This is a genomic window from Algoriphagus marincola DSM 16067 (assembly GCF_000429405.1).
In the GTDB taxonomy this organism is placed as follows: Bacteria; Bacteroidota; Bacteroidia; order Cytophagales; family Cyclobacteriaceae; genus Algoriphagus; species Algoriphagus marincola.
Genome location: NZ_AUBU01000010.1, coordinates 81982 through 108890 on the forward strand (window position 1 = coordinate 81982; position 26909 = coordinate 108890).

At 42.3% G+C, this 26909-nt stretch carries 23 protein-coding genes; 13 read left to right on the forward strand and 10 right to left on the reverse strand.

The genetic code is table 11. The annotated features are described in order from the left end of the window. Nucleotides 1–33: 33 nt before the first annotated feature. On the forward strand, nucleotides 34–3156 hold the full coding sequence (locus tag G457_RS0110880) for a VPS10 domain-containing protein (RefSeq protein ID WP_026946509.1): 3123 nt from the start codon (nucleotides 34–36) through the stop codon (nucleotides 3154–3156). 164 nt (nucleotides 3157–3320) lie between these two features. Here the strand turns inward: G457_RS0110880 and G457_RS0110885 are convergent, their stop codons facing one another. Further along, nucleotides 3321–3752 (reverse strand): hypothetical protein, encoded by a 432-nt coding sequence (locus tag G457_RS0110885; RefSeq protein WP_026946510.1) that lies wholly within the window; start codon nucleotides 3750–3752, stop codon nucleotides 3321–3323. Nucleotides 3753–3828: 76 nt separating this feature from the next. Further along, a complete protein-coding gene (locus tag G457_RS0110890) occupies nucleotides 3829–4338 on the reverse strand; it encodes a hypothetical protein (RefSeq protein ID WP_035483676.1) in 510 nt (169 codons plus the stop codon). A 121-nt stretch (nucleotides 4339–4459) separates the two neighbouring features. On the opposite strand from G457_RS0110890, the gene G457_RS0110895 reads away from it, so the two are divergent. Further along, nucleotides 4460–6052 carry an ATP-dependent DNA ligase gene (locus tag G457_RS0110895; protein WP_026946512.1) on the forward strand — a complete coding sequence of 531 codons (1593 nt, stop codon included), beginning with the start codon at nucleotides 4460–4462 and terminating at the stop codon, nucleotides 6050–6052. Further along, nucleotides 6042–8501: a ligase-associated DNA damage response DEXH box helicase gene (locus G457_RS0110900; protein ID WP_026946513.1), complete on the forward strand. Its 2460-nt coding sequence runs from the start codon at nucleotides 6042–6044 to the stop codon at nucleotides 8499–8501. Before G457_RS0110895 ends, G457_RS0110900 begins: the two co-directional genes overlap by 11 nt. On the opposite strand, the gene G457_RS0110905 is transcribed toward G457_RS0110900, so the two are convergent. From G457_RS0110905 to G457_RS0110920, 4 genes are all read right to left on the reverse strand, one after another. Further along, nucleotides 8498–9943, reverse strand: a complete 1446-nt coding sequence (locus G457_RS0110905; protein WP_026946514.1) for a TrkH family potassium uptake protein — start codon at nucleotides 9941–9943, stop codon at nucleotides 8498–8500. The two genes, G457_RS0110900 and G457_RS0110905, sit on opposite strands and share 4 nt — an antisense overlap. A gap of 2 nt (nucleotides 9944–9945) precedes the next feature. Beyond that, nucleotides 9946–11292, reverse strand: a complete 1347-nt coding sequence (gene trkA / locus G457_RS0110910; protein ID WP_026946515.1) for a Trk system potassium transporter TrkA — start codon at nucleotides 11290–11292, stop codon at nucleotides 9946–9948. 119 nt (nucleotides 11293–11411) lie between these two features. Continuing rightward, nucleotides 11412–12650, reverse strand: coding sequence for a DNA recombination protein RmuC (locus G457_RS0110915; RefSeq protein WP_026946516.1), 1239 nt, complete (start codon nucleotides 12648–12650; stop codon nucleotides 11412–11414). After that, entirely contained in the window at nucleotides 12640–13662 is a 1023-nt protein-coding gene (locus tag G457_RS0110920) for an alpha/beta fold hydrolase (RefSeq protein ID WP_026946517.1), read from the reverse strand. The genes G457_RS0110915 and G457_RS0110920 overlap by 11 nt, the downstream gene beginning before the upstream one ends. A gap of 79 nt (nucleotides 13663–13741) precedes the next feature. Here G457_RS0110920 and G457_RS0110925 point away from each other — a divergent pair, with 79 nt between their 5' ends. Genes G457_RS0110925 through G457_RS0110940 form a run of 4 tightly spaced genes read left to right on the forward strand, consistent with a single transcriptional unit; the run spans nucleotide 13742 to nucleotide 16410 of the window. Further along, nucleotides 13742–14977: an Nramp family divalent metal transporter gene (locus G457_RS0110925; RefSeq protein ID WP_248602853.1), complete on the forward strand. Its 1236-nt coding sequence runs from the start codon at nucleotides 13742–13744 to the stop codon at nucleotides 14975–14977. A 50-nt stretch (nucleotides 14978–15027) separates the two neighbouring features. Then, nucleotides 15028–15576, forward strand: coding sequence for an RNA polymerase sigma factor (locus tag G457_RS0110930; protein ID WP_026946519.1), 549 nt, complete (start codon nucleotides 15028–15030; stop codon nucleotides 15574–15576). 34 nt (nucleotides 15577–15610) lie between these two features. After that, the gene (locus tag G457_RS0110935; RefSeq protein WP_026946520.1) at nucleotides 15611–15976 is read left to right on the forward strand and encodes a hypothetical protein; all 366 of its coding nucleotides are present in this window, start codon (nucleotides 15611–15613) and stop codon (nucleotides 15974–15976) included. After that, nucleotides 15973–16410, forward strand: coding sequence for a hypothetical protein (locus G457_RS0110940; protein ID WP_026946521.1), 438 nt, complete (start codon nucleotides 15973–15975; stop codon nucleotides 16408–16410). Before G457_RS0110935 ends, G457_RS0110940 begins: the two co-directional genes overlap by 4 nt. Before the next feature lie 29 nt (nucleotides 16411–16439). Here G457_RS0110940 and mscL read toward each other — a convergent pair whose 3' ends face one another. Next, nucleotides 16440–16865, reverse strand: a complete 426-nt coding sequence (mscL, locus tag G457_RS0110945; RefSeq protein WP_026946522.1) for a large-conductance mechanosensitive channel protein MscL — start codon at nucleotides 16863–16865, stop codon at nucleotides 16440–16442. A 158-nt stretch (nucleotides 16866–17023) separates the two neighbouring features. On the opposite strand from mscL, the gene G457_RS0110955 reads away from it, so the two are divergent. The 6 genes from G457_RS0110955 (at nucleotide 17024) to G457_RS0110985 (ending at nucleotide 23570) form a co-directional block, all read left to right on the forward strand. Then, the gene (locus tag G457_RS0110955; RefSeq protein ID WP_026946523.1) at nucleotides 17024–19072 is read left to right on the forward strand and encodes a S9 family peptidase; all 2049 of its coding nucleotides are present in this window, start codon (nucleotides 17024–17026) and stop codon (nucleotides 19070–19072) included. A gap of 92 nt (nucleotides 19073–19164) precedes the next feature. After that, on the forward strand, nucleotides 19165–19536 hold the full coding sequence (locus G457_RS0110960; RefSeq protein ID WP_024282615.1) for a methylglyoxal synthase: 372 nt from the start codon (nucleotides 19165–19167) through the stop codon (nucleotides 19534–19536). After that, nucleotides 19536–20522, forward strand: coding sequence for a 6-phosphofructokinase (gene pfkA / locus G457_RS0110965; protein ID WP_026946524.1), 987 nt, complete (start codon nucleotides 19536–19538; stop codon nucleotides 20520–20522). Before G457_RS0110960 ends, pfkA begins: the two co-directional genes overlap by 1 nt. Before the next feature lie 97 nt (nucleotides 20523–20619). Beyond that, the gene (locus G457_RS0110970) at nucleotides 20620–21165 is read left to right on the forward strand and encodes a hypothetical protein (protein WP_051260791.1); all 546 of its coding nucleotides are present in this window, start codon (nucleotides 20620–20622) and stop codon (nucleotides 21163–21165) included. A gap of 67 nt (nucleotides 21166–21232) precedes the next feature. Continuing rightward, a protein-coding gene (gene prfB, locus G457_RS0110980) for a peptide chain release factor 2 (protein WP_134201715.1) occupies nucleotides 21233–22334 on the forward strand; the annotation gives its coding sequence in 2 pieces (ribosomal slippage) (nucleotides 21233–21292 and nucleotides 21294–22334; 1101 coding nt in all). 36 nt (nucleotides 22335–22370) lie between these two features. Further along, nucleotides 22371–23570, forward strand: coding sequence for an MFS transporter (locus G457_RS0110985; RefSeq protein ID WP_026946528.1), 1200 nt, complete (start codon nucleotides 22371–22373; stop codon nucleotides 23568–23570). 13 nt (nucleotides 23571–23583) lie between these two features. Here the strand turns inward: G457_RS0110985 and G457_RS0110990 are convergent, their stop codons facing one another. The 3 genes from G457_RS0110990 to G457_RS0111000 all read right to left on the reverse strand — a co-directional run bounded on the left by G457_RS0110990 (nucleotide 23584) and on the right by G457_RS0111000 (nucleotide 26886). After that, nucleotides 23584–24936, reverse strand: a complete 1353-nt coding sequence (locus tag G457_RS0110990) for a M24 family metallopeptidase (protein WP_026946529.1) — start codon at nucleotides 24934–24936, stop codon at nucleotides 23584–23586. Between the two features lie 61 nt (nucleotides 24937–24997). Then, complete coding sequence (locus tag G457_RS0110995; protein WP_026946530.1) at nucleotides 24998–26341, reverse strand: MATE family efflux transporter; 1344 nt, start codon at nucleotides 26339–26341, stop codon at nucleotides 24998–25000. Between the two features lie 5 nt (nucleotides 26342–26346). Beyond that, nucleotides 26347–26886, reverse strand: coding sequence for an NUDIX domain-containing protein (locus G457_RS0111000; protein WP_026946531.1), 540 nt, complete (start codon nucleotides 26884–26886; stop codon nucleotides 26347–26349). Nucleotides 26887–26909: the final 23 nt, after the last annotated feature.

Here is a 26909-nt window from a genome sequence, read left to right on the forward strand (position 1 = left end):
TTTATTTTATTTAAAGAAAAAATCACCAATTCTATGAGAAAACTCTTTACTCTCTGGCTGATGTTCCTTTTGGGCTCAACAGTCATTGCACAAGATGTGGACATGGATCTTTTCAAATCCATGAAAACAAGAAATGTGGGACCTGCAGGGATGAGTGGAAGAATCACGGCTATTGATGCTGTAGATGATAATCCTTCCATCATTTATGCTGGTTCTGCCTCTGGCGGACTTTGGAAATCTACATCAGGTGGCATCCATTGGGAGCCAATCTTTGATGAGCAGGTTGTCCATTCCATTGGAGCGATTTCCATTTATCAGAAAAACCCTTCTGTAATCTGGATTGGAACCGGAGAAGGAAACCCTCGAAACTCACTAAATCTGGGATATGGAGTATACAGATCCCTAGATGCAGGCAAAACTTGGGAGCGGATGGGTTTGGAAAAAACTCGAGCCATCCACCGAATTATCGTTCATCCTGACGATCCCAATACCGTGTATGTGGGTGCAATCGGTTCTCCTTGGGGAGAGCAGGAAGAGCGCGGTCTTTACAAAACCACAGATGGAGGAAAGACTTGGGATAAAATCCTTTACATCGACGAAAAAACGGGAGTGGGAGAAATGATCATGGATCCCAATAATCCAAACAAGCTTTTTGTCAACATGTGGCAGCATCGCCGTTATCCGTGGTTTTTCGAATCAGGAGGACCTTCTTCTGGTTTATATGTAACACATGATGGTGGTGAAAACTGGAAAAGGCTAGATGATAAAAATGGCCTTCCAAAAAGCGACTATGGTCGTATGGGACTTGCCATTTCTGCCGCAAACAGCAACAAAGTATATGCTTTAGTTGAGTCCAAAAAGAACGCACTCTACGTTTCTGAAGACGGAGGCGAAAATTTCAAAATGATCAATGACAAGCCAGAAATCGGCGATCGACCTTTTTACTACTTTGAAATTCACGCGGATCCTAAAAATGAAAACCGCATTTACACGCTCTATTCTCGTGTGGGAATGAGCGAAGACGGTGGAAAGTCATTTAGCCAAATCTTGCAGTATGCGGGTGTTCACCCCGACCACCATGCCTGGTACATCAATCCTAATGATCCCAAGCTCATGATGGACGGGAATGATGGAGGGTTAAACATTACCCGAGATGGTGGCAAAAACTGGTATTTCGCCGAAAAACTACCTGTCGGACAATTCTATCACGTCAATGTAGACAATGAACTTCCATACAATATCTATGGAGGAATGCAGGACAACGGCTCTTGGGTAGGTCCGTCTTATGTCTGGAGAAGAGACGGTATCCGAAATACTTATTGGCAGGAAATCTCTTTTGGTGATGGATTCGATGTCGTTCCACATCCGGCAGATTCTAGATTTGGATATACCATGTCACAGGGTGGAAATCTATCCCGCTTTGATAAACTTACCGGCCACAACCGATTCATCCGACCTACGCATCCGGACAAGGATGTTTTCCTACGATTCAACTGGAATGCAGCGATCGCAGAAGATCCCCACAATGAAAACGGTGTGTATTACGGATCACAGTTTTTACACAAGTCCAGTGACAGTGGAGAAACTTGGGAAATCATCTCTCCTGATTTGACTACCAATGACTCTACCAAGCAGCGTCAGCAGCAAACTGGAGGTCTTACATTTGATATTACCGGTGCTGAAAACCATACGACGATTATTTCCATAGCTCCTAGCCCGGTAGATCACGATGTGATTTGGGTAGGTACTGATGACGGCAACCTTCAAGTCACTCAGGATGGTGGTGAAAATTGGACAAATGTTGCTTCAAAACTTCCCGGACTGCCTAAGGCAAGTTGGATCGCTCAGATTCAAGCTTCCAAGTATGCTGCAGGAGAAGTTTGGGTGATTGCCAATAACTACCGAAACAATGACTTCACAGCTTATGCTTATCACAGCAGCGATTTTGGAAAAACTTTTACACGGATAGCTGACGATTCCAAAGTTTGGGGTTATACGCTTTCCATTAAGCAGGACCCTGTAGAGCCTAACTTGGTTTTCTTGGGTACAGAATATGGTCTGTACGTTTCCTTTGACAAAGCAAAAACCTGGAATAAGTGGGAACATGGCTATCCTAAGGCTGTTTCTACTTACGATATGGCCATTCAGGAAAGAGAAGCGGATCTCGTGATCGGTACATTTGGCCGATCCATGTGGGTACTCGATGATATTCGTCCTTTGCGGATTTTCGCTGCTAATAACGGAGCCATGCCTGCGGCCAAAATCACTGCAGTTCCTGCTCCAGATGCTTATCAAGTGGAAATTCAGCAGCCTCACGGAGAGCGATTCCCTGCTGATGGAAAATATGCCGGTGAAAACCGGGAGACAGGCGGCCGCTTGAGCTTCATTTTGAATGATGACAAAGAAAAGCTGGACACCGTTACGGTAAATATCTACAATCAGGCAGGCGAGCAAATCCGGACGCTGAAGACTACACCAGAAAAAGGAGTCAATCGGGTAAATTGGAATCTCGATAGAAAGTCAACTGCTGAATATTATGGAGAGCGAACCAATAGAAACAGATTCTTTGAGCCTTCTGGAGGAGATGTCATTCCTGGCACCTACAAAGTAGAATTTGTCTATGGGGAGGAAAAAGCTGAAACCATGATCACTGTTCATTCAGATCCAAGAATCGAAACTCGAATTGCTGATCTTCAGGCAAAGGATGCATTCATGAAGGAAATGGAAGCTTTGCAAAGCAGAATGAATAAGGCTAACCATCAAATGGACGAAGCAGAAAAAACCATCAAAAAGGTACAGGATATGACCAAAGACCTAGACTCTGAGGAAGCAAAAGCACTGGCTGATGCTGCTAAAGAGATCAAGAAGAAACTGGAGACAGTCAAAGAAGCCTTCAACGGACCTACTCGAGAAGGACAGGGCATCGTAAGAAATCTTTACCCAACTACCATGACGCTTCAATTTGTACCAAGACGCTATGCCGGTAGTTCCTATACTGCTCCAGGCCCAACCGAACAGCGAACGCTAAACCATGCGAAAGAAGCTGCTGATGAAGCAATTGCCGTCTTGGATGAGTTCCTTGCAGGTGACTGGAAGGCTTTCGAGGAAAAGGTGAAAAGTACAAAAATTGACTTATTTGAGTCTGTTGAAGACTGATTCTAAAGTTGGGAGCAGGAAGCTTGAAGTTTGAAAAATGAAAAACTGAAGTAAAACCTGCTTCAAAACAATCAAATCAATACCAAAAATAGGAGGCTGTTCTCAATGAGGACGGCCTTTTATTATTATTAATTCATTAATAATTCAATTCCTAATTTGGAGGACTATTTCTCTTTTCTTTTTAAGAATGATTCTTTTAAAATTGAATTTTCCAAGACCAAGGTATCTCCATTGAAATGGAATTGATAAGAAGTAGAGCCTAAATAGTTCCCATTTGAACTAAAGGCTCTTAACTCAAGAGAATCTTCAATTATCGACCACTTAATTTTAGGATAATCCATTATTGACATATCGGATTCTTGTAGTTGCTTTCTAACGATTCTAAAATCAAGAATATAATCACCATTTTTTTTAAACGCATAAGTATATTTTTGATCAATGGATTCATCATCACGAATATTTCCATCTTTTTCAGACTTAACCATTATCCAAACTCCCATTAGTTTGTCTTCATCTTGAAAATAAGCGTCTATTTTTTCACGAAAATTTGGAATCAAAACCAAGAAACAAAAACTATAAATTAAAGAAAAGATCATGGTCGTTGATTTTAGTATTCAGAGTTAATTAAAAAAGCATTCTATTGAGGTGCTTTTTTAAATGTCATTGACACAATTAAAAATCCTTACCGCAAACTGCCATTTTGGAGGGATCGAAAACAGACTGCTCAGCTGCTAAACCAATATCACCAGCCACCAAGATAACTTCATAATCTGGTCCATCATTCGCTAAATGAATTTTGACATGCCCGTCAAATTGCGCAAAATCCTCAAAACTCAACTTAGATCCATCAGATAATTGCTCAAGAACGGTCACGCTTTGAAGTGAATTTGCAGGGACGGAATTCAGTACAAAGGCAATCGGAGCATCCTGCAATTGATAGTTGCCGAAATGAAGGTGTGCGGGATAACTTACATTGGAATTGCTATTTGCGCCATCTAGGATAATACTCAGTTCCAGCTTTCCTCCTACCAATTCTTTGACAGTCAAGGTGCCATTAAAATCAAAGTCTGAGGACTTATATAATTCGTATTCAGCGACTTTTCCCGTGTAAGTATCTGGCTCGGGATCACTGCAGGCAAACCCCAAACCTATTATCATTATACTCAGAAGTAACTTTTTCATGCTTGTTCAGTTTTCATAGCTAAAACGTCAGATTTACAAAACCTGTTCGTTTTCACATAAAATTATTGATTTTCGGCAATTCCTTGCGGACTAAAGTCACATTATCCTTTTAAATTTCAGAATGAAGCATTTTTCGCAGTTGATCACACAGCTCGATCAGTCCAATAAAACCAAAGATAAATTGGCAGCCTTGGATCAATTTTTTCACGCTGCTTCGGATCAGGACAAAGTTTGGGCTATTGCGATTTTCACTCATCGAAGGCCCAAAAGACAAATCGCAACAAAGCAACTCCGCGAATGGTGCATGGAAATGTCAAAAACTCCGGCCTGGCTTTTTGAAGAATGCTATCATACTGTCGGAGATCTGGCCGAAACTATTTCATTGCTTCTTCCCCTTCCTACCCAGACCCATGATTTAGACTTGAGTGCCTGGATTCAAAAACTACAGAATCTAAAAGGACTCAACGATGAAGGTAAAAAGGCATTTCTAATTGATTCTTGGAGTCGGCTGGATAGAATGGAGCGCTTTGTTTTCAATAAAATAATCACCGGAGGATTTCGAATTGGTGTCAGCCAAAACTTGATCACCCAAGCGCTCGCAAATTTCCTCGATCGGGAAAAATCCGAAATTGCTTACGCCCTGATGGGAAATTGGGACCCTGAAAAAATCAGCTTTCAAGATCTATTTGACCAAAGCCAAAATCAACAGGATTTATCCAAACCCTATCCATTTTACTTAGCCCATCCCCTTGAATCAGAACCTCAAGAACTTGGATCTTTGGATGATTGGCAAGCAGAATGGAAATGGGACGGCATCAGAGGACAAGTCATTTCCCGAAAAAACGAGTTCTTTATCTGGAGCCGTGGGGAGGAATTGGTGAACGAGAAATTTCCTGAATTAATGGATTTGGCTACTTCACTACCGGATGGAACTGTTTTGGATGGGGAAATATTGGCTTTTCGGAATGGGCAACCCCTCCCTTTTTCATTACTGCAAACTCGAATAGGAAGGAAAAATGTCTCCAAGAAAATCTTGAAAGATGCACCCGTGAGCTTTTTGGCTTATGACCTTTTGGAGTGGGAAGGTAAAGATTTACGAGAACTGCCACTATCAAGTAGAAGAAGTCAACTGGAATCTTTATTTGCACAAGTTGATCACAATCATTTTGAACTATCCGACCCTTTGACTACTGAGTCTTGGGAAAAATTAGCCGTCATCCGTGAAGACTCTCGTGCGCATTTCGCAGAAGGACTGATGCTTAAACACAAAAACAGTCCCTACGAGACCGGTCGAAAGCGTGGGAATTGGTGGAAATGGAAAATCGATCCGCTGACTATTGATGGGGTGATGATTTATGCCCAAAAAGGACATGGAAGAAGGGCTGATTTATACAGCGATTATACCTTTGCAGTTTGGGATGAAGATCAATTAGTCCCCTTTGCCAAAGCCTACTCAGGCTTAACTGACGCCGAAATGCGGGAAGTGGATCAATTTGTAAAAAAGAACACCAAAGAACGCTTTGGCCCGGTGCGTACGGTCAAACCTGAATTGGTATTTGAAATTGCTTTTGAAGGAATTCAGGACAGCCCCCGTCACAAAAGTGGTATTGCTCTTCGTTTTCCACGAATATTGAGGTGGAGAAAAGACAAACCAAAAGAAGAGGCCAATACACTCCAAGAACTCCGATCCCTACTCGACCTTTATGGAGGATAAAAACCTAGAACCAGCATTAGCATACTTCCGAGCGAAAAATTGGGAAGCCTTTGAATTCCAGAAAACTACCTGGAAGGACTACCTCGATGGCAAATCGGGTCTACTCAATGCACCTACGGGATCAGGAAAAACTTTTGCACTTTGGTTTGCTGTTATTTTGGATTTCATCCGAAAGAATCCTACCGATTGGAAAAGCAAAAAGAACAATGGGCTTCAACTCATTTGGATGACTCCACTCCGCGCTTTGTCTCAAGATATCCAAAAAGCCATGCAGGAGGTCTGCTATTCTATGGACTTACCTTGGCAGGTAGCTGTGAGGAATGGAGATACCGATGCCAAAACCCGGGCTGCACTCAAGCGGAAACCACCGGAAGTATTGATCACTACTCCCGAGACCCTACATATCCTGATTGCCCAAAAAGATCATGAAAAGCTTTTCAAAAACCTTCAGTGCGTGGTGGTGGATGAATGGCATGAGTTGGTCGGGAATAAGCGTGGCGTTCAGGTTCAATTGGGTCTGGAGTACATCCAATCCATTTGTAAACATACTTTTCGACGCTGGGGTATTTCAGCCACTATTGGAAATATGGAGGAAGCTGCCAAGGCACTTTTGGGCACCAAGCTTCCCATCCACCTGGTCAAAGCTGAAATCGACAAACCCATCATACTTCACTCGGTATTTCCTCCAGAAATCGAGAAATATCCTTGGTCAGGACATCTGGGCATTCGGATGATGGAGCAGGTCATTCCCATCATTGAAGCAGGCAGGACGGTTTTGCTTTTCACTAATACCCGTTCACAAACTGAGATTTGGTATCAAAAGCTTTTGGAAGCCAGACCCGATTGGGCTGGATGGATCGCCATGCACCACGGCTCATTGGACATGAAAGTCCGGGCATGGGTAGAAGATTCCCTTCATGAAGGTCGGTTGAAGTTGGTCGTTTGTACCTCAAGTTTGGACTTAGGTGTGGATTTTAGGCCGGTGGATCGGGTGATTCAGGTCGGTAGTCCAAAGGGCGTAGCTAGATTTATTCAGCGTGCCGGAAGAGCGGGCCATCAGCCGGGGTTACCTTCGGAGATCTTTTTTGTCCCCACAAATTCATTGGAATTGATAGAGGCAGCCGCATTGAGAAATGCCATTGAATCCGAGAGTCTGGAGTCTCAATTCCCACCTGAAATGCCTTATGACGTTTTGATCCAATTTTTGGTGACCCTTGCAGTGGGTGTAGGATTCCGAAAAGAGGATGTGTATCCCATCGTGAAAAACACTTTCTCTTTTAAGGATTTAAGTTCGGAGGAAATGGATTGGATTATCCGATTCATTACCCAAGGAGGGGATTCACTGAGCAGTTATGAGGATTTTTTGAAAGTAGTACTTGACGAGGATGGGCTTTATCGGGTAAAAAATAAGCGGATAGCGATGAAGCACCGGCTTTCGATGGGGACGATAGTATCAGAACCCATGATCAAAATCAAGTTTAAAAATGGTGCTTACCTCGGAACGGTTGAGGAGTACTTTATCACCAAAATGAAAATTGGTGATCGATTCTTTTTTGCGGGGAGATCATTGGAACTGTTGAAAATTAAAGACCTGACTGCCACTGTAAAAGTATCCGAGAAGAAGACTACCAATGTGGTGAGTTGGATGGGGGCTCGAATGTCGCTATCCTCCATGCTAGCTGACCAAATCCTTCAAATCCTTCAAGAGTATAATCAAGGACTGATGAAATCAGAGGAAGTCCGGCAAATAGCTCCTATTCTAGACCTGCAAAGCAGGCTTTCGGTTGTTCCAGACCCGGATACTTTATTGATTGAGTCTTTTCAGAGTAAGCAAGGCTATCATTTATTCTTTTATCCTTTTGAAGGCCGGATGATTCATGAGCTGATGAGTGCTATGATCGCCTATCGAATTTCTGTCAGCTATCCGGTGACTTTCAATATGGCAATGAATGACTACGGATTTGAGCTACTTAGTGACAGTCCCATCGCCATTGAGGAGATTTTGGAGGAGGATATTTTCACTCTAAAAAACCTAGAGGAGGATGCATTGCTTTGCGTGAATGAAAGTGAAATGTCCCGAAGGAAATTCCGGGAAATCGCAGGAATCTCGGGTTTAGTCTTTCAGGGCTTTCCGGGTAAGCAAGCCACATTTAAGCACATTCAGTCCAATTCAAGCCTACTATTTCAAGTATTTGAACAATACGATCCGGAAAACCTCCTACTCAAACAAGCTCAAAAAGAGGCCTTGAATCAACAGATGGAGCAAGAAAAATTCGTGAAAGCAGTCCAAAAGATTAACCGAAAACGAATCGATATTCGCTATCCGGTTCAGTTTACTCCCTTTTCCTTTCCGATCATGGTCGATCGACTTAGTCGTACCACCCTCTCTTCAGAAAGCTTGGAAGATCGAATTGCTAAAATTCAAGCTCAGTTCGAAATCCAGGATTAATTTGTCCTCCAGAAAAAAGGAGTGAATAAGATTAAAAGCGTGAAAAGCTCCAATCTTCCTAAGAGCATGATAAAAGAGAGGAAGATTTTCGCTATCGGAGAGAAGAATGCAAAATTATCCACTGGGCCGACCTGACCTATAGCAGGTCCTACATTTCCAAGACTTGTAGCTACTGCCCCGAGGGAGGTTGCCAAATCATAACCCATCAGCGAAAGCGCTAAAGAACCCAGCACGAAAGTCAAAAGATAGATCAACAGGAAGTTCATGATATGAGTGATAATCCTACCCGTTACACGATCTCCATTAATAACGAGTGGTACCACTGCCCGGGGATGAATCAATCTTTTGAACTCCAACCAAGAGTTCTTGATAAACGTCAGGTGTCTTACAAATTTGATCCCACCTGCTGTAGAACCTGCAGACCCTCCTAGGAAAAGTAGCATGAAGAAAATAAAAGTCGCTCCTTGTCCGTATTGGGTGTAATCATCCGTCACATACCCTGTAGTAGTAACAAGGGAAACAACCTGAAAAAGGGACTTTCGGAATGCCAATTCGTAATCGTTTCCTCCTGCAGCAATGGGATAAAACAAAATAACAGCAAGTGCCAAAACGGCAATTGTGTAGGCTTTGAACTCGTCGCTTCGCAGGACACGACGCACTTTACCAATCAATCCAAAATAAATAATCGTAAAGTTGGTCCCTGCCAAAAACATGAAAAAGATGGCCACATATTGAATAAAAGCCGAATCAAAATAAGCCATGGAGGCATTTTTGGTAGAAAAACCTCCCGTAGCCATCGTGGTCAATCCATGATTAATGGCGTCAAAAAAGGTCATTCCCCCTACCCAATACAACAAGGTGGCCGAAAGCGTCAGACCGACATATACATACCAAAGTCTCTTAGCCGTTTCAGAAATTCTAGGGTGAACTTTATCGGAAGTAGGCCCTGGAGACTCGGCTACAAAAAGCTCAATACCCCCTATCCCCAAAAGTGGGAAAATAGCCACCGTCAACACGATAATTCCCAAACCACCTATCCACTGAGTCATACTTCTCCAAAAGAGAATCCCTTTGGGCATGACTTCTATATCGGTCAGAATGGTGGCTCCTGTAGTAGTCAGGCCGGAAACCGTTTCAAAAATCGCGTCCTCGAAGGATGGGATTTGATGACTCAAAATGTAAGGCAACATCCCGAATAGACTCATAAAAATCCAGCTCAAAGCAACGATTAGATACCCCTCCCGCTTTCGGATATTTTGGTCTTGTTTAGAAAAGGATAAAAACAGAATAGACCCAACCAATCCAGAAATCCCCATAGAGATAAGAAGCGGCCATGCATTCTCATCGTAATACCATGAAAAACCAACTGCAGGAAGCATAAGCAGTGCAATAAGCACCAATAATGCTCCCATGATTTTGGCAATTTCCCGATGATGAATCATACTTAGTGAAAAAGTTTTTCTAATGAACTCTTGGCCTGAGGAAGCGCCAAAACGATCGCCTTATCATTTAATTGCAATTGGAATTCACCATCTGGAATAAATACTTCTTCTCCTCGAATGACTCCTGCGACAATTGCCGTATCCGGGAAATGAAGATCTTTCAGTGGGTTTTTGGTCAAGCGATTGTTTTTAGAAACTGAATACTGAATAAACTCAGCATCTACTCCATAAATCCCCGAAACCGCTTCAACGGTTCCTTTTCTGAGGTATCGGGATATCTCATTTGCAGCTACCAATTTTTTATTGATCAAAGAATCAACCCCAATGCTATGCGAGATATGAATGTACTCCCGAGTATCGACGTGAGCGATAGTCTTATATACTCCGTGATTCTTTGCAGAAAGACTGGTGATAATATTGGTCTCAGAAGACTCTGTCAAAGCCAAAAAAGCATCCATTTGCTCCAAGCCTTCTTCGATCAGCAATTCAATGTTTTTATAGTCACCATTGATTATCAACGTATTAGGAAGCTGTTCGGCTAGCCACTTACAACGTTCCTTATCTCTATTGACTAGGGTAACTCTAAAATGATCTTCTAGCCGCAGAGCGGTGGTCAAAGCCATATCATCCCCACCGATAATCATGATATTCTTGACTTCTCTTTTCTTTTGACCGATCAGCTCAAGGATACTCTCGGTGTGTTTTTTGGTAGAAATAAAAAACACGTGATCGTGATTCCGGATGATATTACTTCCCCGCGGGATAATAGTTTTCTGATCACGAAGAATGGCAATAATCCGAATATCCTCAAAAATCGGATTGGAACTCATATCCATAATCCGTTGATTTACAAGAGGATTAGACTCATCCAATGTGACACCTACGATATTTAGCTTTCCACCTTCAAAGTCAAAAACCTCCGTAAAGCTAGAGTTTTGAATCATATTGAAGATCTCCTTACTGCAAAGCATGGTAGGAGAAATCAGGTTATCTATTCCTAGATTATGAAAAAATTGAATATTCTCGCTGCTTTGGTAAGAGTGATTTCTTACTCTAGCCATGACCATTTTGGCTCCTAGTTGCTTTGCTAAAACAGCGGCTACGATATTGGTTTTTTCCGAAGTAGTGACTGCCAAAAGCATACTGGCATTCGAGACATTGGCTCGTTGAAGAACATCGATGGAGGTGGCATCCCCCATCACCGTCAAGACATCAAGCTTCGAAGAAACATAATCCAGTACTTCTCGCTCTGTATCAATCAGTGTGATATCTTTATTGTCATAACTCAATTGCTCGGCAAGGTGGTAACCCATGTCCCCTGCTCCAGCAATGACGATGTGCATCCCCATAGAATTGGTTCTGGTGATAAAACTGACGGCAAAGTTAATAGCTTTCTACATGGTAATCAGGAAATAGGAGAAAAATTTGAAGAATTGGACTATTAAGCGAAATAGCCAAAACAGACAAACTACTCCGATTGATTTAAAAGCTTGTTACTATCCTCCTGTGGTATCTCTTGTACATCCTTGAGTTTCCGCTGAATCACACGTGTCCGAACTCCGACTAGCTTATCCAAATCATCATTGGCCTCCTGAAGTTTCTTCTGCGTGCGCTCGATAAGAGTTCCAAATTTGGAGAATTCAGTTTTCACAGCACCCAAAATCTGCCAAACTTCTGAACTTCGTTGTTGAATAGCCAAAGTCTTGAAACCCATTTGCAGACTATTCAAAATCGCTGAAAGTGTGGTAGGACCTGTCACTAGCACTTTGTACTCTTGTTGGATTTCTTGTGCGAGACCAGGATGTCTGAGGACTTCTGCATAAAGACTCTCCACTGGGAGAAATAAAATAGCAAAATCTGTCGTGTAAGGAGGATTTAAATATTTGGATTGGATGTCCAAAGCGGATTTTTTAATAGCTCTGACCAATTCAGCACGATAAAATTCCACTTCAGAAACATTGCCATTGTCGTATGAATCCACTAATCGCAGGTAGGATTCCTGAGGAAATTTAGCATCAATTGGGAGTAAAACCGGTTCTTCATTTCCCGGCATCTTCACAGCAAACTCGACCCGCTCCCGATTACCTTTTCCAAGTGAAGCGTTGTTCAGGTACTGCTCTGGTGAAAGCATATTTTCCAATAAAGCTTGAAGTTGATACTCTCCCAGCACGCCACGGCTCTTGACATTACTCAGCACCCGCTTCAGGTCTCCTACTCCATTTGCTAAATGCTGCATCTCTCCAAGTCCTTTTTGAACCGCCTGAAGCTGCTTTGACACCAATTCAAAAGAATGCCCAAGCCGGGCTTCCAAGGTCTTTTGAAGCTTTTCATCTACGGTTTCACGGATTCTTTCAAGTTTCAATTCCGTGCTTTTTTGCAATTCTTCCTGCCGCTGATGGATGGATTCCAACTTTTCCTTTTGCAATGCATTCAGGTCTTTGATATTTTGCCTGAAAACCTCTGCAAAATTCTTGATAGATTCCTGTTGATCTCGGGAAGTCGACCGAAGTGAATCAAATACCAATCTAAACTGAGCAAGCAGATCTTGCCGGTTTTCTTTTCTTCCTTCCAAAAGGCTTTGATTCACCTCTTCTTTTAGCTGTCGAAAGGCGTCATTTTTCGAGCCTGAATAGCGCGACCAGATCAAAAAAATGAAAATTAGAAGTTGAAAAAGAAGAACTAGGATCAATAAATAATCAGTAGGCATAAGTCAGGATATTTGGCTCATCAAGGTACTTGGGCCTAACCTCAACTCCCAAAAAGGAAAGGTATTTTGAGACAGTCTCTGTCGGGATTTCTTCCATAGGCACATGGCCAGCCTCATCAAAGATTACCAGAGAAGATCCTGGAATGGCTTTTTCCAGAAGATATGCTTGTGTTACGGGAATCCAAGTATCCTTTTTGCCCCACATGATCAAAGTCGGCATGGTCAACCTCTTGAAATCAATATCGCTGTTTCGAGGAGATCGGAGCCTGTCCAAAGTTGCCTGCCGGTTGCCCTCAGATAGCATCAACTCAAAATAACGGTTTACAGCCTCTTTGGGGATTTTACTTTCATCTCCATAGACCTGCTTGAGATTCATCGCAAAAAGAAACTTGGGAGTACATTTCAACAGGACTTTAGAAAAAACTGGATGACCCGCCAACCGAAAAATCCAAGCGCCACCACCTCGACTGGAATTGTTTTTTGAACTTGATTCAATATTTCTTGGCTCAGGTTTGGGAGCTCCTGATGCGTCGATAAGATTCAAAGAAAGTACGCGATCTGGCCTGGTACTCGCCACTTGCATGGCTACTGCTCCTCCCATTGAGTTTCCTGCTATATGAAACTTCGGAAGATTCAATTTATCTGCGAGTCGGAGTATCAGTTCGCTGTAATCCATGATGGAGTACCGCTGCAAATCATCCGGCCCTGTCAATCCGTGCCCTGGAAGATCCACAGAAATAGTCATGAAATAGGGACTAAGCTCCTGCTGCCATTGATCCCAGGTGTGTAAGGAAGAAAAACTACCGTGAATCAAAAAAACAGGTATACCCTCTCCAAGGAAACGAACATGCAGGTTAATTCCATCCACTTCTATGAAATAGGACTCCGGAAGACTATACTTCTCCACAATTTCATCCTTTGGAATATCATTCCTAAAAAGAAGGAGCAGAAAAAAAACAAAAGACAAGAAAATGACAGCAACGATTTTGAAGCTAATTTTCAACCAATTCATAGAAATATCGAGTAAATAAGAATTTTATGAATCTATAACAAAAATTCTACCCAAAAGGCTATTTTTCCGAAAAGGAAAATTGTCACCCATCAAAAAAATCCTCCAAAATATCGGTCCCGGACCACTTGTAGCAGCAGCTTTCATCGGGCCAGGAACTGTCATGGTCTGTACACTTGCTGGCTTCAATTTCGGTTTTGAATTACTTTGGGCTTTGGGTTTATCAGTATTAATCACCATTGTCCTTCAGGAGACCTCAGGAAGGATTGGGATTGCTACCCAAAAAGATCTGGGCGAGCTTGTTAGGGAAAGTACAAGTCCCTTCATTTATAAATCGATCCAAATCCTATTGATTTTTTCAGCGATTGTTCTTGGAAACATCGCCTACGAATCCGGAAATATCACCGGTGCTAGATTAGGGTTGGAAGTATTTATTTCTTTGCCAAAAGTTGATGTAGCTGGACTATCCTTAGACTTGGGTAATCTTTTTATAGGATCGCTTGCCTTTGCTATGCTTTGGTTTGCCAAATATCGATCCATTGAGCGATTCTTGGTTTTCCTGGTGATTTTGATGTCCATTTCATTTATCTGGACGGCTATTGCTTTGGCACCAGATTGGTCAAAAGTGGCTGATGGTTTTATCCCAAGACTTAATTCTGACAATCTCACCAACGTGGTAGCATTGATTGGGACGACGGTGGTTCCATACAACCTATTTCTCTATGCATCATTGAGTAAAAACAAATGGAAGGACCGAAAAGCCTTTCATTGGATGCGGTGGGATATCGGCCTGGCCGTTGTTTTAGGCGGCTTAGTGTCCATGGCCATCTTGATCGTCGGCACATTCAATATGAGCGAGCAAATTCAAAACGCCCAATCCGTGGCAAATGGCTTACAACCTGTTTTTGGGAAAACGGGGTCTTATCTGATGGGTTTCGGGCTTCTTTCGGCAGGTTTGACCTCCTCAATCACAGCACCTTTGGCTGCAGCCTTAGTCATTTGCGGTATTTTAGGAAAAACCCAAGAGACTCAATCCACACCTATGCGCCTTTCTATTTTACTTGTCATGGGTTTGGGGCTGATTTTTGCCTCCTTGGGCATTAAGCCCGTACAATTAATATCCTTTGCACAGTTGGCTAACGGAGTGCTTCTGCCTTTTGTGAGTGTTTGGATTGTATGGATGGCAAGTCGAACTGCTGTCATGGGTAAGTCGAAAAGCCAAAATAGCTACCTGATTCTCTCATATTTGATCGTTTTATTCACCTTAATCTTAGGCTTGCGATCAGTTGCTTCTGTTTTGAAATGGGATTTTCTATAAAAATTTATGACCTGAGTAAACCCAAGATGAAAAGTCAAGTCTAAAATTCAATGATTCAGATAGACGACCAGGATATTCTTCGGCTTATTCGAAAGCCTGAAACCAAAAACCGTGGTTTTAGGATTTTGATCGAGCAGTATCAGCGTCGTATATACCAAGTGATCCGTCGGATGGTTTTGATTCATGAAGATGCTGATGATCTGACTCAAAATACTTTCATCAAGGCCTACAGACATTTGGATAAATTCCGAGAAGATTCCGGGCTTTATACTTGGATCTATCGAATAGCAGTGAATGAAACCCTGAGTTTTCTGGAGAAAAAGAAAAAGCGATTCTTCTTCTCAGTCGACGATCATCAGGAAAAATTGGAATCCTACATTGACCAGCCAGGAAGTCTTGATGGAAATGAAATCGAAAAAAAGCTGGCTAAAGCTCTGCTTACACTTCCCGAAAAACAGCGTCTAGTCTTTCATTTGAAATATCAAGAAGAAATGACCTACGAACAAATGGCCGAAGTGACAGGAACAAGTATCGGGGCATTGAAGGCGAGCTATCATCATGCAGTCAAAAAAATTGAAGAATCTTTAAAATCTGAATAAACCTTCCGCTTCTCAGCGAGTCAAATAAATTGAAATGGAAAAACTACCAAAATTACCCGAATTCAAAGCCCCCGATGGTTATTTCGAAGGACTACCAGATCAAATCCTTTCGAAAACAAAAACCAATTCGAACTATTCGTATTTGAAATGGGCGGCAGTATTTGTGTTTTTTGCTTCGATATCCATTTATCTCTTATTACCGAATTCTGAAAGCCCATCCCCTGCTGTGGCTTTGGATGAAAATATCAACCTTTATATTGATTCGGAATATTGGACAGCAGAGGATATTTTGGCAATGAGCGAAGACCCAAATGAATTACTCGATGAGCTTTTCGAAGAAGAGATGACTATTTTCGAAGAGTTTTTGGAAGAAGAAAACCTATCACCTCAGCAACAATGAAAAAGTTTGGAATATTCCTGATCCTTAACTTCTTGATTATTATTTCTGTACATGCTCAACGCCGTGGAATTGATCGTGAAAGACTTGAAGCAGCTCGGATTGCCTTTATCACAACCAGATTGGATTTAAGCCCTGAACAAGCTGAAAAGTTCTGGCCAATTTTCAATGAATTCAATGAGCAAAGAGAAGAGAAGTTGAAGCAGATTGCAAGTCTTAACCCTCGGTCAAGTACCGAGTCCATATCCAAAGAGGAAGCTCAAAGACTCATTAAGCAGCGATTTGAACTACAGCGGGAATTGATTGAAGATGAAGAAGTTTTTGTCCAAAAAGTAACAACAGTGATCTCCTACCAGCAAATTTTACAGCTAAACTCGATAAACAGGGAATTTGCCAGAAGCATTTACCAAAGGCAAAGAGATAATCGAAACCCATAAAAAAAAGAGCTCCAATTGGAGCTCTTTTTTTATTGCTTTTTGAGGAGATCACGGATTTCCTCTAGTAGTACTTCAGATTTTGGCGGTGGCGGCGGCGGGGCAGCAGCTTCTTTCTTTTCTTCCTTGCGATTCATGCGATTAATCCCCTTTACAGCTAGAAAGATTACAAAGGCTACGATCAGAAAATCTACAACATTCTGGATAAACATCCCATAATTCAATGTAACTGCAGGCGTAAGTATCTCTCCGGCTGCATCAAGTTCGGCCTCTTTGAGAGGATAGGAAAGATTTTTAAAATTGACTCCTCCGATCAGCAGACCTATTGGAGGCATGATGACATCATTCACAAAAGAGGATACGATCTTGCCAAAGGCTCCACCGATGATTACACCGACAGCAAGATCGACCACATTGCCTTTCATGGCAAATTCTTTAAACTCTTTAAGCATTCCCATAAGCGTTGGATTAAGGTTGATGGTTAGTAATTAGAGACTTAATAACTTTCTTTTTTTCAATTTTCACAATAGCTGAATTAAAATACCTCAGAATTTTAATAAAAATTGAACCTTCCTCCTTCATTTTGATTTGCTTTACAACCCAAAATCTCAAAAATATGAAGGCACCTATCGCCAAAAAGATAAATCACATTATAAAAACACATGGCCACGAACGAACCGATCCATACTATTGGATGCGGGATCGAGAAAATCCTAAAGTGATCAACTATCTAAAAGAAGAAAATAGCTACTTAAAGGAGGCACTAAAAGAAACAGAAGGGCTACAGGATCAACTTTTTCAAGAGATGAAATCTCGAATCAAAGAAGATGATCAAAGTGTGCCCTATTTCAAGAAGGGCTACTACTGGTATTCGAGATATGAGCAAGGCTGTGAGTACCCAATTTACTGCCGAAAGAAAGGATCCTTGGAGGCTAAGGAGGAGATTTTACTAAATGTGAATGAGCTTGCCGAGGGAAAGCCTTATTGTCAAGTGAGTGGATTGGCGGTAAGTCATAATCAACGATATCTAGCCTATGGACTGGATGTGGTAGGCAGAAGAATCTATGAGGTATTTTTCAAAGACCTCGAAACAGGGGAAACATCTAGCTTAACCATTCCCAATACGACCGGTAATATCACTTGGGCAGCAAATGATCAGCACCTTTTTTATTCAAAACAAGACCCTGAAACCCTTCGAGCTCATAGAATTTTTAGACATGAATTGTATTCTAATTCGGAAAATGACCAGTTGATTTTTGAGGAAAAAGATGAGGAATTTTCCTGCCATGTACTGAAAACCAAATCAGAGGCATTCTTACTGATTCATTCAGAAAGTACGATTTCATCCGAAATCCGATTTGTCGATGCAAGTCAACCTTTGGATGATTGGAAGGTTCTTCAGGCAAGAATTTCTCACCTCGAGTATGCTGCCGACCACTATGAAGATCATTTTTGGATCAGAACAAACCATCGAGCCCAAAATTTCAAAGTGGTTAAAGCTCCGGTTGACACTCCAGGATTGGAGAATTGGGAAGATTTCATTCCTCATCGAGAGAATGTCTTGATCGAGGATTTTGATCTTTTTTCAGGATTTTTTGTTTCGCAGGAGCGAAGCAATGGACTTACCCAATTACTGATCAAACCTTGGGATGGAAGTCCCGGACATGCTTTGGACTTTGGAGAAGAAGCCTACACCGCCTGGATTGGACACAACCCAGAATTTGATACTGAAATACTGCGATTTGGCTTCAATTCTCTGGTCACTCCAGCCTCAATATTTGATTATCACATGGTCACTCGCGAGAAAACTCTTCTAAAGCAACAGGAAGTGGTGGGAGGCTATGATTCTACGCTTTATGAATCAGCCAGAATTTGGGCGCAGGCAGAAGATGGGGTCATGGTACCGATCTCTTTGGTTTACAAAAAGTCAAGCTTTCAACCAGATAGGAGCAATCCCCTTCTGCTGTATGCATACGGATCCTATGGCTACAGTTCGGATGCGTATTTTTCAAGCAATCGTCTAAGCCTTTTGGATAGAGGATTTGTTTTTGCGATAGCGCATGTAAGAGGTGGTGAGGATCTGGGTAGGAAATGGTATGAAGATGGCAAACTTCTAAAAAAGCAAAACACATTTACAGACTTTATTGCTTGCGCAAAGCATCTGATCAATGAGAATTATACTCAGGCAGACCGTTTATACGGGATGGGAGGAAGTGCCGGCGGATTGCTAATCGGTGCCGTGATCAACATGCGACCTGATTTATTTGATGGGGTGATTGCTGCTGTACCTTTTGTGGATGTGGTGACGACCATGCTGGATGAAAGTATCCCATTGACTACTGGAGAGTTCCAAGAGTGGGGAAATCCCAAGTTTGAAGAGTATTATCATTACATTCTCAGCTATTCTCCCTACGACCAGGTCGAATCAAAGGCCTATCCCAATATTCTGGTCACCTCGGGATTACATGATTCGCAGGTTCAATATTGGGAACCTACAAAGTGGGTGGCAAAGCTGAGGGACTTGAAAACTGACGAAAATCTCCTATTACTTCACACCAATATGGAGGCTGGTCATGGAGGTGCTTCGGGTAGGTTTCAGGCACTTAAGGAACTAGCTATGGAGTATGCTTTTCTGGTAATGCTTGCAAATAAGAAAAGAATATAATTCCCTCAATCGACTTAACAGTTTATTGAACTGGCAAAAGATAGGAAAAGAGATTTTTTTCTAACTTTGACCCAACCTATTAAACTTAATTTATGAAAATTGCGCTCATAGCACATGATGGCAAAAAAGCCGACATGGTCCATTTTTTAAGTGGCTTCAAAGACATATTGCATCAAGCAGATGTAGAACTAGTAGCTACAGGCACCACTGGCTCACATATTCAGAAAGCTGGTTTTGAGGTACAGCGATTATTATCAGGTCCAATTGGTGGCGATGCTCAGATTGCAGCTATGGCTGCGCAAAAGGAACTCAACATGGTTATTTTCTTTAGAGACCCCTTGGATAAGCATCCCCATGAACCTGATGTGCAGATGCTGATGAGAATCTGTGACGTACATAATATTCCGCTTGCCACTAACCCTGCTTCGGCTGAACTCATGTTTAAAGCGCTAACTCAAGCCTAATGGAAACTAAAGTGATTAAAAAAATCGGTGTCTTGACCTCGGGAGGAGACTCTCCGGGGATGAATGCAGCCATTCGAGCAGCGGTCAGAGCAGGATTTTATTACAACCTAGAAATGTATGGGATATACCGTGGATATGAAGGTATGATCCTGAATGATATCAAAAAGCTTGATTCAAAAAACATCACACATGTACTGGAACGAGGTGGAACCTTCTTAAAATCCGCACGGAGTGAAGAATTTCGCACACCGGAAGGAAGGAAAAAAGCCTATGATAATCTTCGTTCTCATGGAATCGATGCGCTGGTAGTAATTGGTGGAGATGGTTCATTGACCGGAGCTCATTTGTTTTACAAAGAGTTCGGAATTCCGGCTATTGGCCTTCCCGGTACCATTGACAATGACCTCTCAGGGACTGATTCCACCATTGGATTTGATACTGCATGCAATACAGCAATCCAGGCAATTGATAAAATCAGAGATACCGCCACCTCCCATGATCGTCTCTTTTTCGTGGAGGTGATGGGTAGAGATGCAGGATTCATTGCCATCAATGCAGGGATAGGTTCAGCAGCAGCAGCGATTTTGATTCCTGAGAAAAAGATGCCCATCGAAGATTTGGTAGAAAAGCTGAAAATTAGAACCAAGGCTAAAAAGTCCTCCAATATTGTGATCGTTGCAGAAGGTGGAAAAAGTGGCGGCGCTGCAGAAATAGCCGAAAAAGTTAAAAAGCATTTACCCTATTATGATATTAAAGTGACCATTTTGGGTCATTTACAGCGTGGTGGAGCTCCTTCATCTTTTGATCGCCTACTTGCCTCAAAGTTGGGTGTTGCAGCTATTGAAGGACTATTGCAAGGCAAATACGATGTGATGGCAGGTCTAATTAACAATCGGGTTGTTTTCACCCCGATCAAAAAAGCAATCGTAGATGACAAAACTGTAGATGATGATGACTTTCGAGTTGCCAAAATTCTATCAACCTAATACTTCAAGCCCGTTCAAGCGGGCTTTTTTATTTTACACTAAAAGATTTTCATTTATTTTTTGCAGGATTTAGTGGGATTGATGTAATTTTCGATTGATGAGATCCAAATACTTTTCCAATTCCCCTCTCCTTTGTCAAAAACTGTTTTTTGCCTTGGGATTATTTTTATCCATAACTTTCAACAGCTCGGCTCAATCCAGCGACTTCTTACTTTTGAAGCGAGGAAACAACAGTAAATCCCAAATAAAATACCAAGTAGGAGAACAAATAACCTACAAGAGTGCCAAACTTGGCTACTATGTCACCGATGTGATCAAGGAATTCACAGCAGACTACATCTATCTATCTGAAAATATAATCTCTCCGGAGGATATTTTGGAGGTGGACATTAGGAATAAAGACCGAAGAAATAAGACTCTAGGCGGGCTGAATTATCTACTCCTAGGCTCTGGGCTTATGCTTTTTACCGTGGATGGAGTGAACTCTCTGTACCAACAAGGGGAACTCACAATCGACCGAAATGTCAGTATAATTAGTGGAATTTTAGTAGGCACTGGCTTAGCTTTGCTACCGGTCCGTTACAAGACATTCAGACACACAGGCAGAAATCGGATTCAAATCATTCAAATGCGGATGAACTGAGCATTTTTACTTGGCAAAGGCAGAATTTTTTGAGACTTTTGCAGCTTTATAATTTAAACTTAGAAAAATGACTTCAGAACAACTGAAAGACTTGAAAGCTCGCACCACGGCTTTGAGGAGGTATCTTTGACTACGATCGGAAGAAAGCAGAAATAGAAGATCTTGAGGCAGTGTCCTCACAGCCAGATTTTTGGAACAATCCAGACGAGGCTGAGAAAACCATGAAGCAAATCCAGATCCGTAAAGGTTGGACAAGTTCTTACGAGGACTTGGATCAAATTATTCAGGATTTGGAGGTTTTACATGAATTCTACAGTGCCGGAGAGGTCGGTGAAGAAGAAATAAAAACTGAATACGAGAAAGCTAGAAAGACAGTCGAGGAGCTCGAACTGAAAAAGATGCTTTCCTCGGAAGAGGACCAACTCAATGCCGTGCTGGAAATCAATCCCGGCGCAGGAGGTACAGAGAGCAATGATTGGGCTTCCATCCTCATGCGGATGTATATTATGTGGGGGGAGAAAAATGGCTACAAAGTTCGTGAAGTAGATGTCCAGCCTGGGGAAGTAGCAGGAATTAAATCAGCAACTTTGGAATTTGAAGGCCCATTAGCCTATGGCTTTTTGAAATCTGAATCAGGGGTACATCGATTGGTAAGAATTTCTCCATTTGATTCAGGAGGAAGACGTCACACATCTTTTGCATCAGTGTATGCTTATCCTGAGGTGGATGATTCTATCGAGATCGACATCAATCCTGCTGATATTGAACTACAAACTTCGAGATCAGGCGGTGCAGGTGGTCAAAACGTCAACAAGGTAGAAACCAAGGTTCAATTGACACATAAACCAACGGGTATCGTGGTAGTATGTCAAGTGGAGCGATCTCAGCTAGCCAACCGGGAAAAGGCGATGCAAATGCTAAAGTCCCGCCTCTATCAAATGGAACTGGAGAAGCGGAATGCTGAAATTGCCAAAATAGAAGCATCCAAACTTCGAGTAGATTTTGGTTCTCAGATTCGAAACTATGTCCTGCATCCCTACAAACTGGTGAAGGACAACCGAACTGGATATGAAACATCTGATACACAGTACGTTTTAGATGGTGGCTTAAATGAGTTTATGAAAGCCTTCTTACTTGCTCAAAGTGAGGAAGAAGCAAACAGAGAGTAAATTAAAGCCGGTTAATCCGGCTTTTTTTAATATTTTATGCAAAAATCCATCCTTCCCTCATTTTTCACGATTGACTTTTTCCTGCTCTGCCTGAGTTCCTTCCTATTTTTCTCTTCCTTCAATATGATAATTCCTGAGCTACCGAATTATCTCTCGTCCTTGGGGGGAGAAGACTACAAGGGCTTAATTATTTCACTTTTTACACTTTCGGCAGGCCTATCCCGACCTTTTTCAGGGAAACTGGCTGATAAAATCGGTCGAATCCCTGTGATGATTGTAGGAGCGGTGGTTTGCTTTGTCGTCAGTTTGCTTTACCCCGTTCTGAGCTTTGTAGGCGGATTTTTATTATTGCGGTTTGTGCATGGATTTTCGGCAGGCTTCACTCCTACCGGTACCTCCGCTTACGTCGCTGATATCGTACCATTCTTCCAGCGGGGCGAAGCGATGGGGATTCAATCCCTCTTCGGTTCATTGGGAATGGCAGTAGGTCCCGCACTTGGAGGATGGCTGGCCACCTTTTGGCCATTGAATTACATATTCTACACCTCAGCTGCAATCGCAATTTTTTCGATTCTCATCCTAGTTAGATTGAAGGAAACTCTGGAGCAACCGGAGCAAATGAGCTTTTCCCTACTAAAGCTCAAAAAGAATGAAATTATCGAAAAACGTGTTTTGATACCTTCCACGATCTTATTTCTTAGCGTTTTTTCATTTGGAGTCGTACTGACAATCATCCCGGATTTGAGCAATCATCTTGGGATAGAAAACAAAGGCTTGTTTTTTGCCATTTTTACACTTTCTTCTTTGGGGATAAGATTAATAGCTGGAAAAGCCTCTGATCGCTATGGTCGAGTTCCTGTACTCCGGGCAGCCTCAATCATGATGATACTGGCCATGTTGGCGATTGCTTTCGCAGAAAATAAATGGATGCTTTTCGGTGCGGGAGTACTTTTCGGATCGGCAGTCGGAATGAACAGTCCTACTACCGCTGCCTGGGTGATAGATCTTTCTTTAGATGCTTTCCGCGGGAGAGCCCTTGCTACCATGTATATTTTTCTGGAAGCTGGCATCGGCATTGGGGCCATTGTTTCGGGATTTCTCTATGCCAATAAAGCAGAAAATTTCTCCTTGGTTTTCTTAGTCAGTGCCGCTATGGCTGCTTCTGCCTTGGTGTTTTTACTTTTCATCAGGTCCTCGAATTACAAACCACTGAAAAAAGAAGAAGGGGCCAATTAAGCCCCCCTCTTGATTAATTATTCAAATAATTGGTTTGTCGAGGAATAGCTAAGATTTTGCGCTGTCTTCCATTGTAATAGGTCACCTTTTCCCCATCAAATAAGGCTCCCTCTTCGAGCATTATTCGCACATCCTTATTCCATTCTTGTACAAAAACCACGGCATTTAGCTCGATCGCATAGCCCGTATTTGCATAAAGTGGATGATCCCCTGCTCCCGGAGTATCGCCTTGATTATCCCACATCCCAATGGTAGGACCGGCAGAATGTCCGTAAAATCCTAAGGGATGTGTGTAAATACTTCCACGAATACCCTCACTATCCATTTGATTGCGAGTAGCCCGAAGAATCTCATTTCCTGTCCGTCCCGCTACAAAATTTTCTGTCAAAATATCCTGAACCCGATTTCCTGCTTCGAAGGCTTTATCCAAAAACTCAGGCACTTCAAATTCACCGGGTTTCAAAACGTAGGCAAGCTGCTGAGTATCGGTATTGAGTCGAAGGTAGGTGATACCAAAATCGATGTGCAACAGATCACCAGGCATGATGGTCATCTCGGAAGGACGAGAAGAAAAAGACCGGCTTGCACCATCAGAATCAGGATTAGCTCGCTGAATATCTACTGAGGGATGAAACCAGGTATCTAGCTTCATTTCTTTGATTTTCTCTCTATACCACCAAACTACGTCTTCGGTAGTTGTTTTGCCCGGGGTAATGACACGCTCGGACAATCCTTCTTGAATAATATAATTTGCAAGCTGCTGCACATGACGATAGCTGGCCATTTCGGGTTCTGTCCTCGTCTCAAGCCATCTTACTGCGAGTGTTTGTGCAGAAACTACATTTTCATGCATCGCATCCGGAAGATACTCCATGAAAAAATCATATTCAGTTTTTGTCAAACCATCAGCATGGCCATAGTCTTTGGCTACATTCAGACCTATCTTCTTCGGATTTTTCTCTTTGATCAAGTCCATCAATGCTTCCCACTGATCTGGCTGACTTTCAGGATCCCATGCACGCTTAAAGGCCTTTCCTACATCATACCTGGCGACTGCAAAAGTCTCCACCTTTCCACCTTTTTCTGGCTGATACATAACCAAAATGGTTCGCCGCCTCGCTGCCATCCATGTTGCTGGCAAAAGGGTACGGATCACCGGATCTTCATTGTACTCACGGGAGATGACAATCCACATATCGATCCCTGTTTCTGTCATTAAATCAGGAAGCACATTTTCGATTCGATAGTCTAGCCACGAATCGATCAGTTCTGCCTGGGCCTTTAAAGGCAAGACTGCAGGTTGCTGCGAAAGGGTCGGGAAAACATGGATAATGCTGACTAGCAGAGCAAGTAATAATCTTTTCATTGAGTTGGTGAATGGTTACTATGGCTAAGCTAGAATATTCAGCTGATATAGGAAACAAGTTTTACAACTTCTCCCTCAAAATAGCCTTTCTGCTCAGTCGATAGAATCGATAGAACAAAACCACCGCAGTAATACTGAGGCCAATCAGCAGCCCAAACCAAATACCTCGCTCTCCCATATCCAATCCAAATGCAAAAAAGTATCCCAATGGTAATCCAAGAATCCAATAGGCAACAAAAGTTAGCCAGGTTGGGAACCTGACGTCTTCCATTCCCCGAAGCACTCCCAATCCCACTACCTGTATACCATCTGACAATTGGAACATACCAGCAATAATCAAAAGTGTGGCTGAGGTAGCAATCACTTCCGGATCATCGATGTATAAAGAAGGAAGCATATTCCTAAAAAGAATGAAAATGACAGCTGAAATACTCATAAAGGCAATTACCATCCCAAAAACCATCATCCCAGCTTCGCGCATAGTTTGGAAGTCATTTCTACCTATCTGATTACTCACACGGACCATTCCGGCTGTGCCCAAGCCGGCTGCCATCATGTAGCTGATAGAAGCTAGATTAATTGCAATCTGATGACTGGCTAAAGCAGTCACTCCTATCCAACCCATCATAATTACAGCAGATCCGAAGGCACTAACTTCAAAAATGAATTGAAATCCGGTAGGTATTCCAATTTTGAGAATTCGAGATAAAAGAGGCGCACTGAATTGTCTGATTTTCAGACCTAAATCAAAGCCTTTGTACCGCTTGGAGCTCAATACATAAGCTCCCATCAGCAAGGCCATCAAAATTCTAGAAATCAAAGTCGCCCATCCGGCACCCATCAAGCCCATGGCAGGAAAACCTAACTTTCCAAAAATCAAAACCCAATTAAGAAAGACATTGACCAGATTAGAAAAAAGGGTCACATACATTGCCTGACGGGTTTGGCTCAGTCCTTCTGCAAATTGCTTAAAGGTCTGAAATATCATAAAAGGAAAAAGAGAAGCCGTAATGACCCACAAATAAGGAACAGCCGCTTCGACCACTTCTTCGGGTTGATCCAAAAATGATAAGCCTGTAGATAAGCCTAATATAATTCCAGTTAGGATCAAGGCCACAAAAATATTGATCCAAAGCCCATGCCTAAAGAGCTTTCCAATACGTAGCCCCTTACCTTTTCCTTCGGCAATAGAAATTAGGGGAGTAATACCCATCGAAACCCCCATACCAAACATCATCAATACGAAAAAGATAGAATTAGCAAGCGAAGCCGCAGCCAAAGGTAAAGCACCCAATTGCCCGACCATCATCGAGTCTGCTACTCCAACCATGACTTGGCCTAATTGACTGAGGATGACCGGATAAGCTAGATTAAAAGTAATCGAAAAGTGATTCTTGATATTCATATGATCTACTTCGCAAGTATTTTACTCACTTTCAAAATACCCGCTATGCTGATTCCGTCGGTAATTCTCCCTTCCATTACCCATTGTACAGCCTCCTCAAAAGGAAGCTTATGAATTTTGATCACCTCTGTTTCTTCAAATTCGGGTTCGCCTTCTTCCAAGTCCTCAGCTAGAAATACAAATCCCTCTTCATCCGTCACCGAATTGGAAGTGTGAATACGCAGAACTTCCGTCCATTTCTTTGCTGTCAACCCAGTTTCTTCCTTGAGTTCACGCTGGGCACTTTCTAGGATATCTTGTCCGATAGGCCCACCACCCATAGGGATTTCCCAAGAGTATTCATTGAGGGTATAGCGAAACTGCCCTACCAGCCAAGTATTTCCAAATTGATCAATAGGTATTATTCCTAAGGCCTTATTTTTAAAATGGACCTTTCCATAGATACCGGGATTACCCGCAGGGTTCAGGATATCATGTTCCTCCACGCTTATCCAGGGATTTTCGTAGATTTTTTTTAGCAATAGGGTTTTCCAGGGATTTTCCATACACAAAAAAAGGGTGGCTTTTT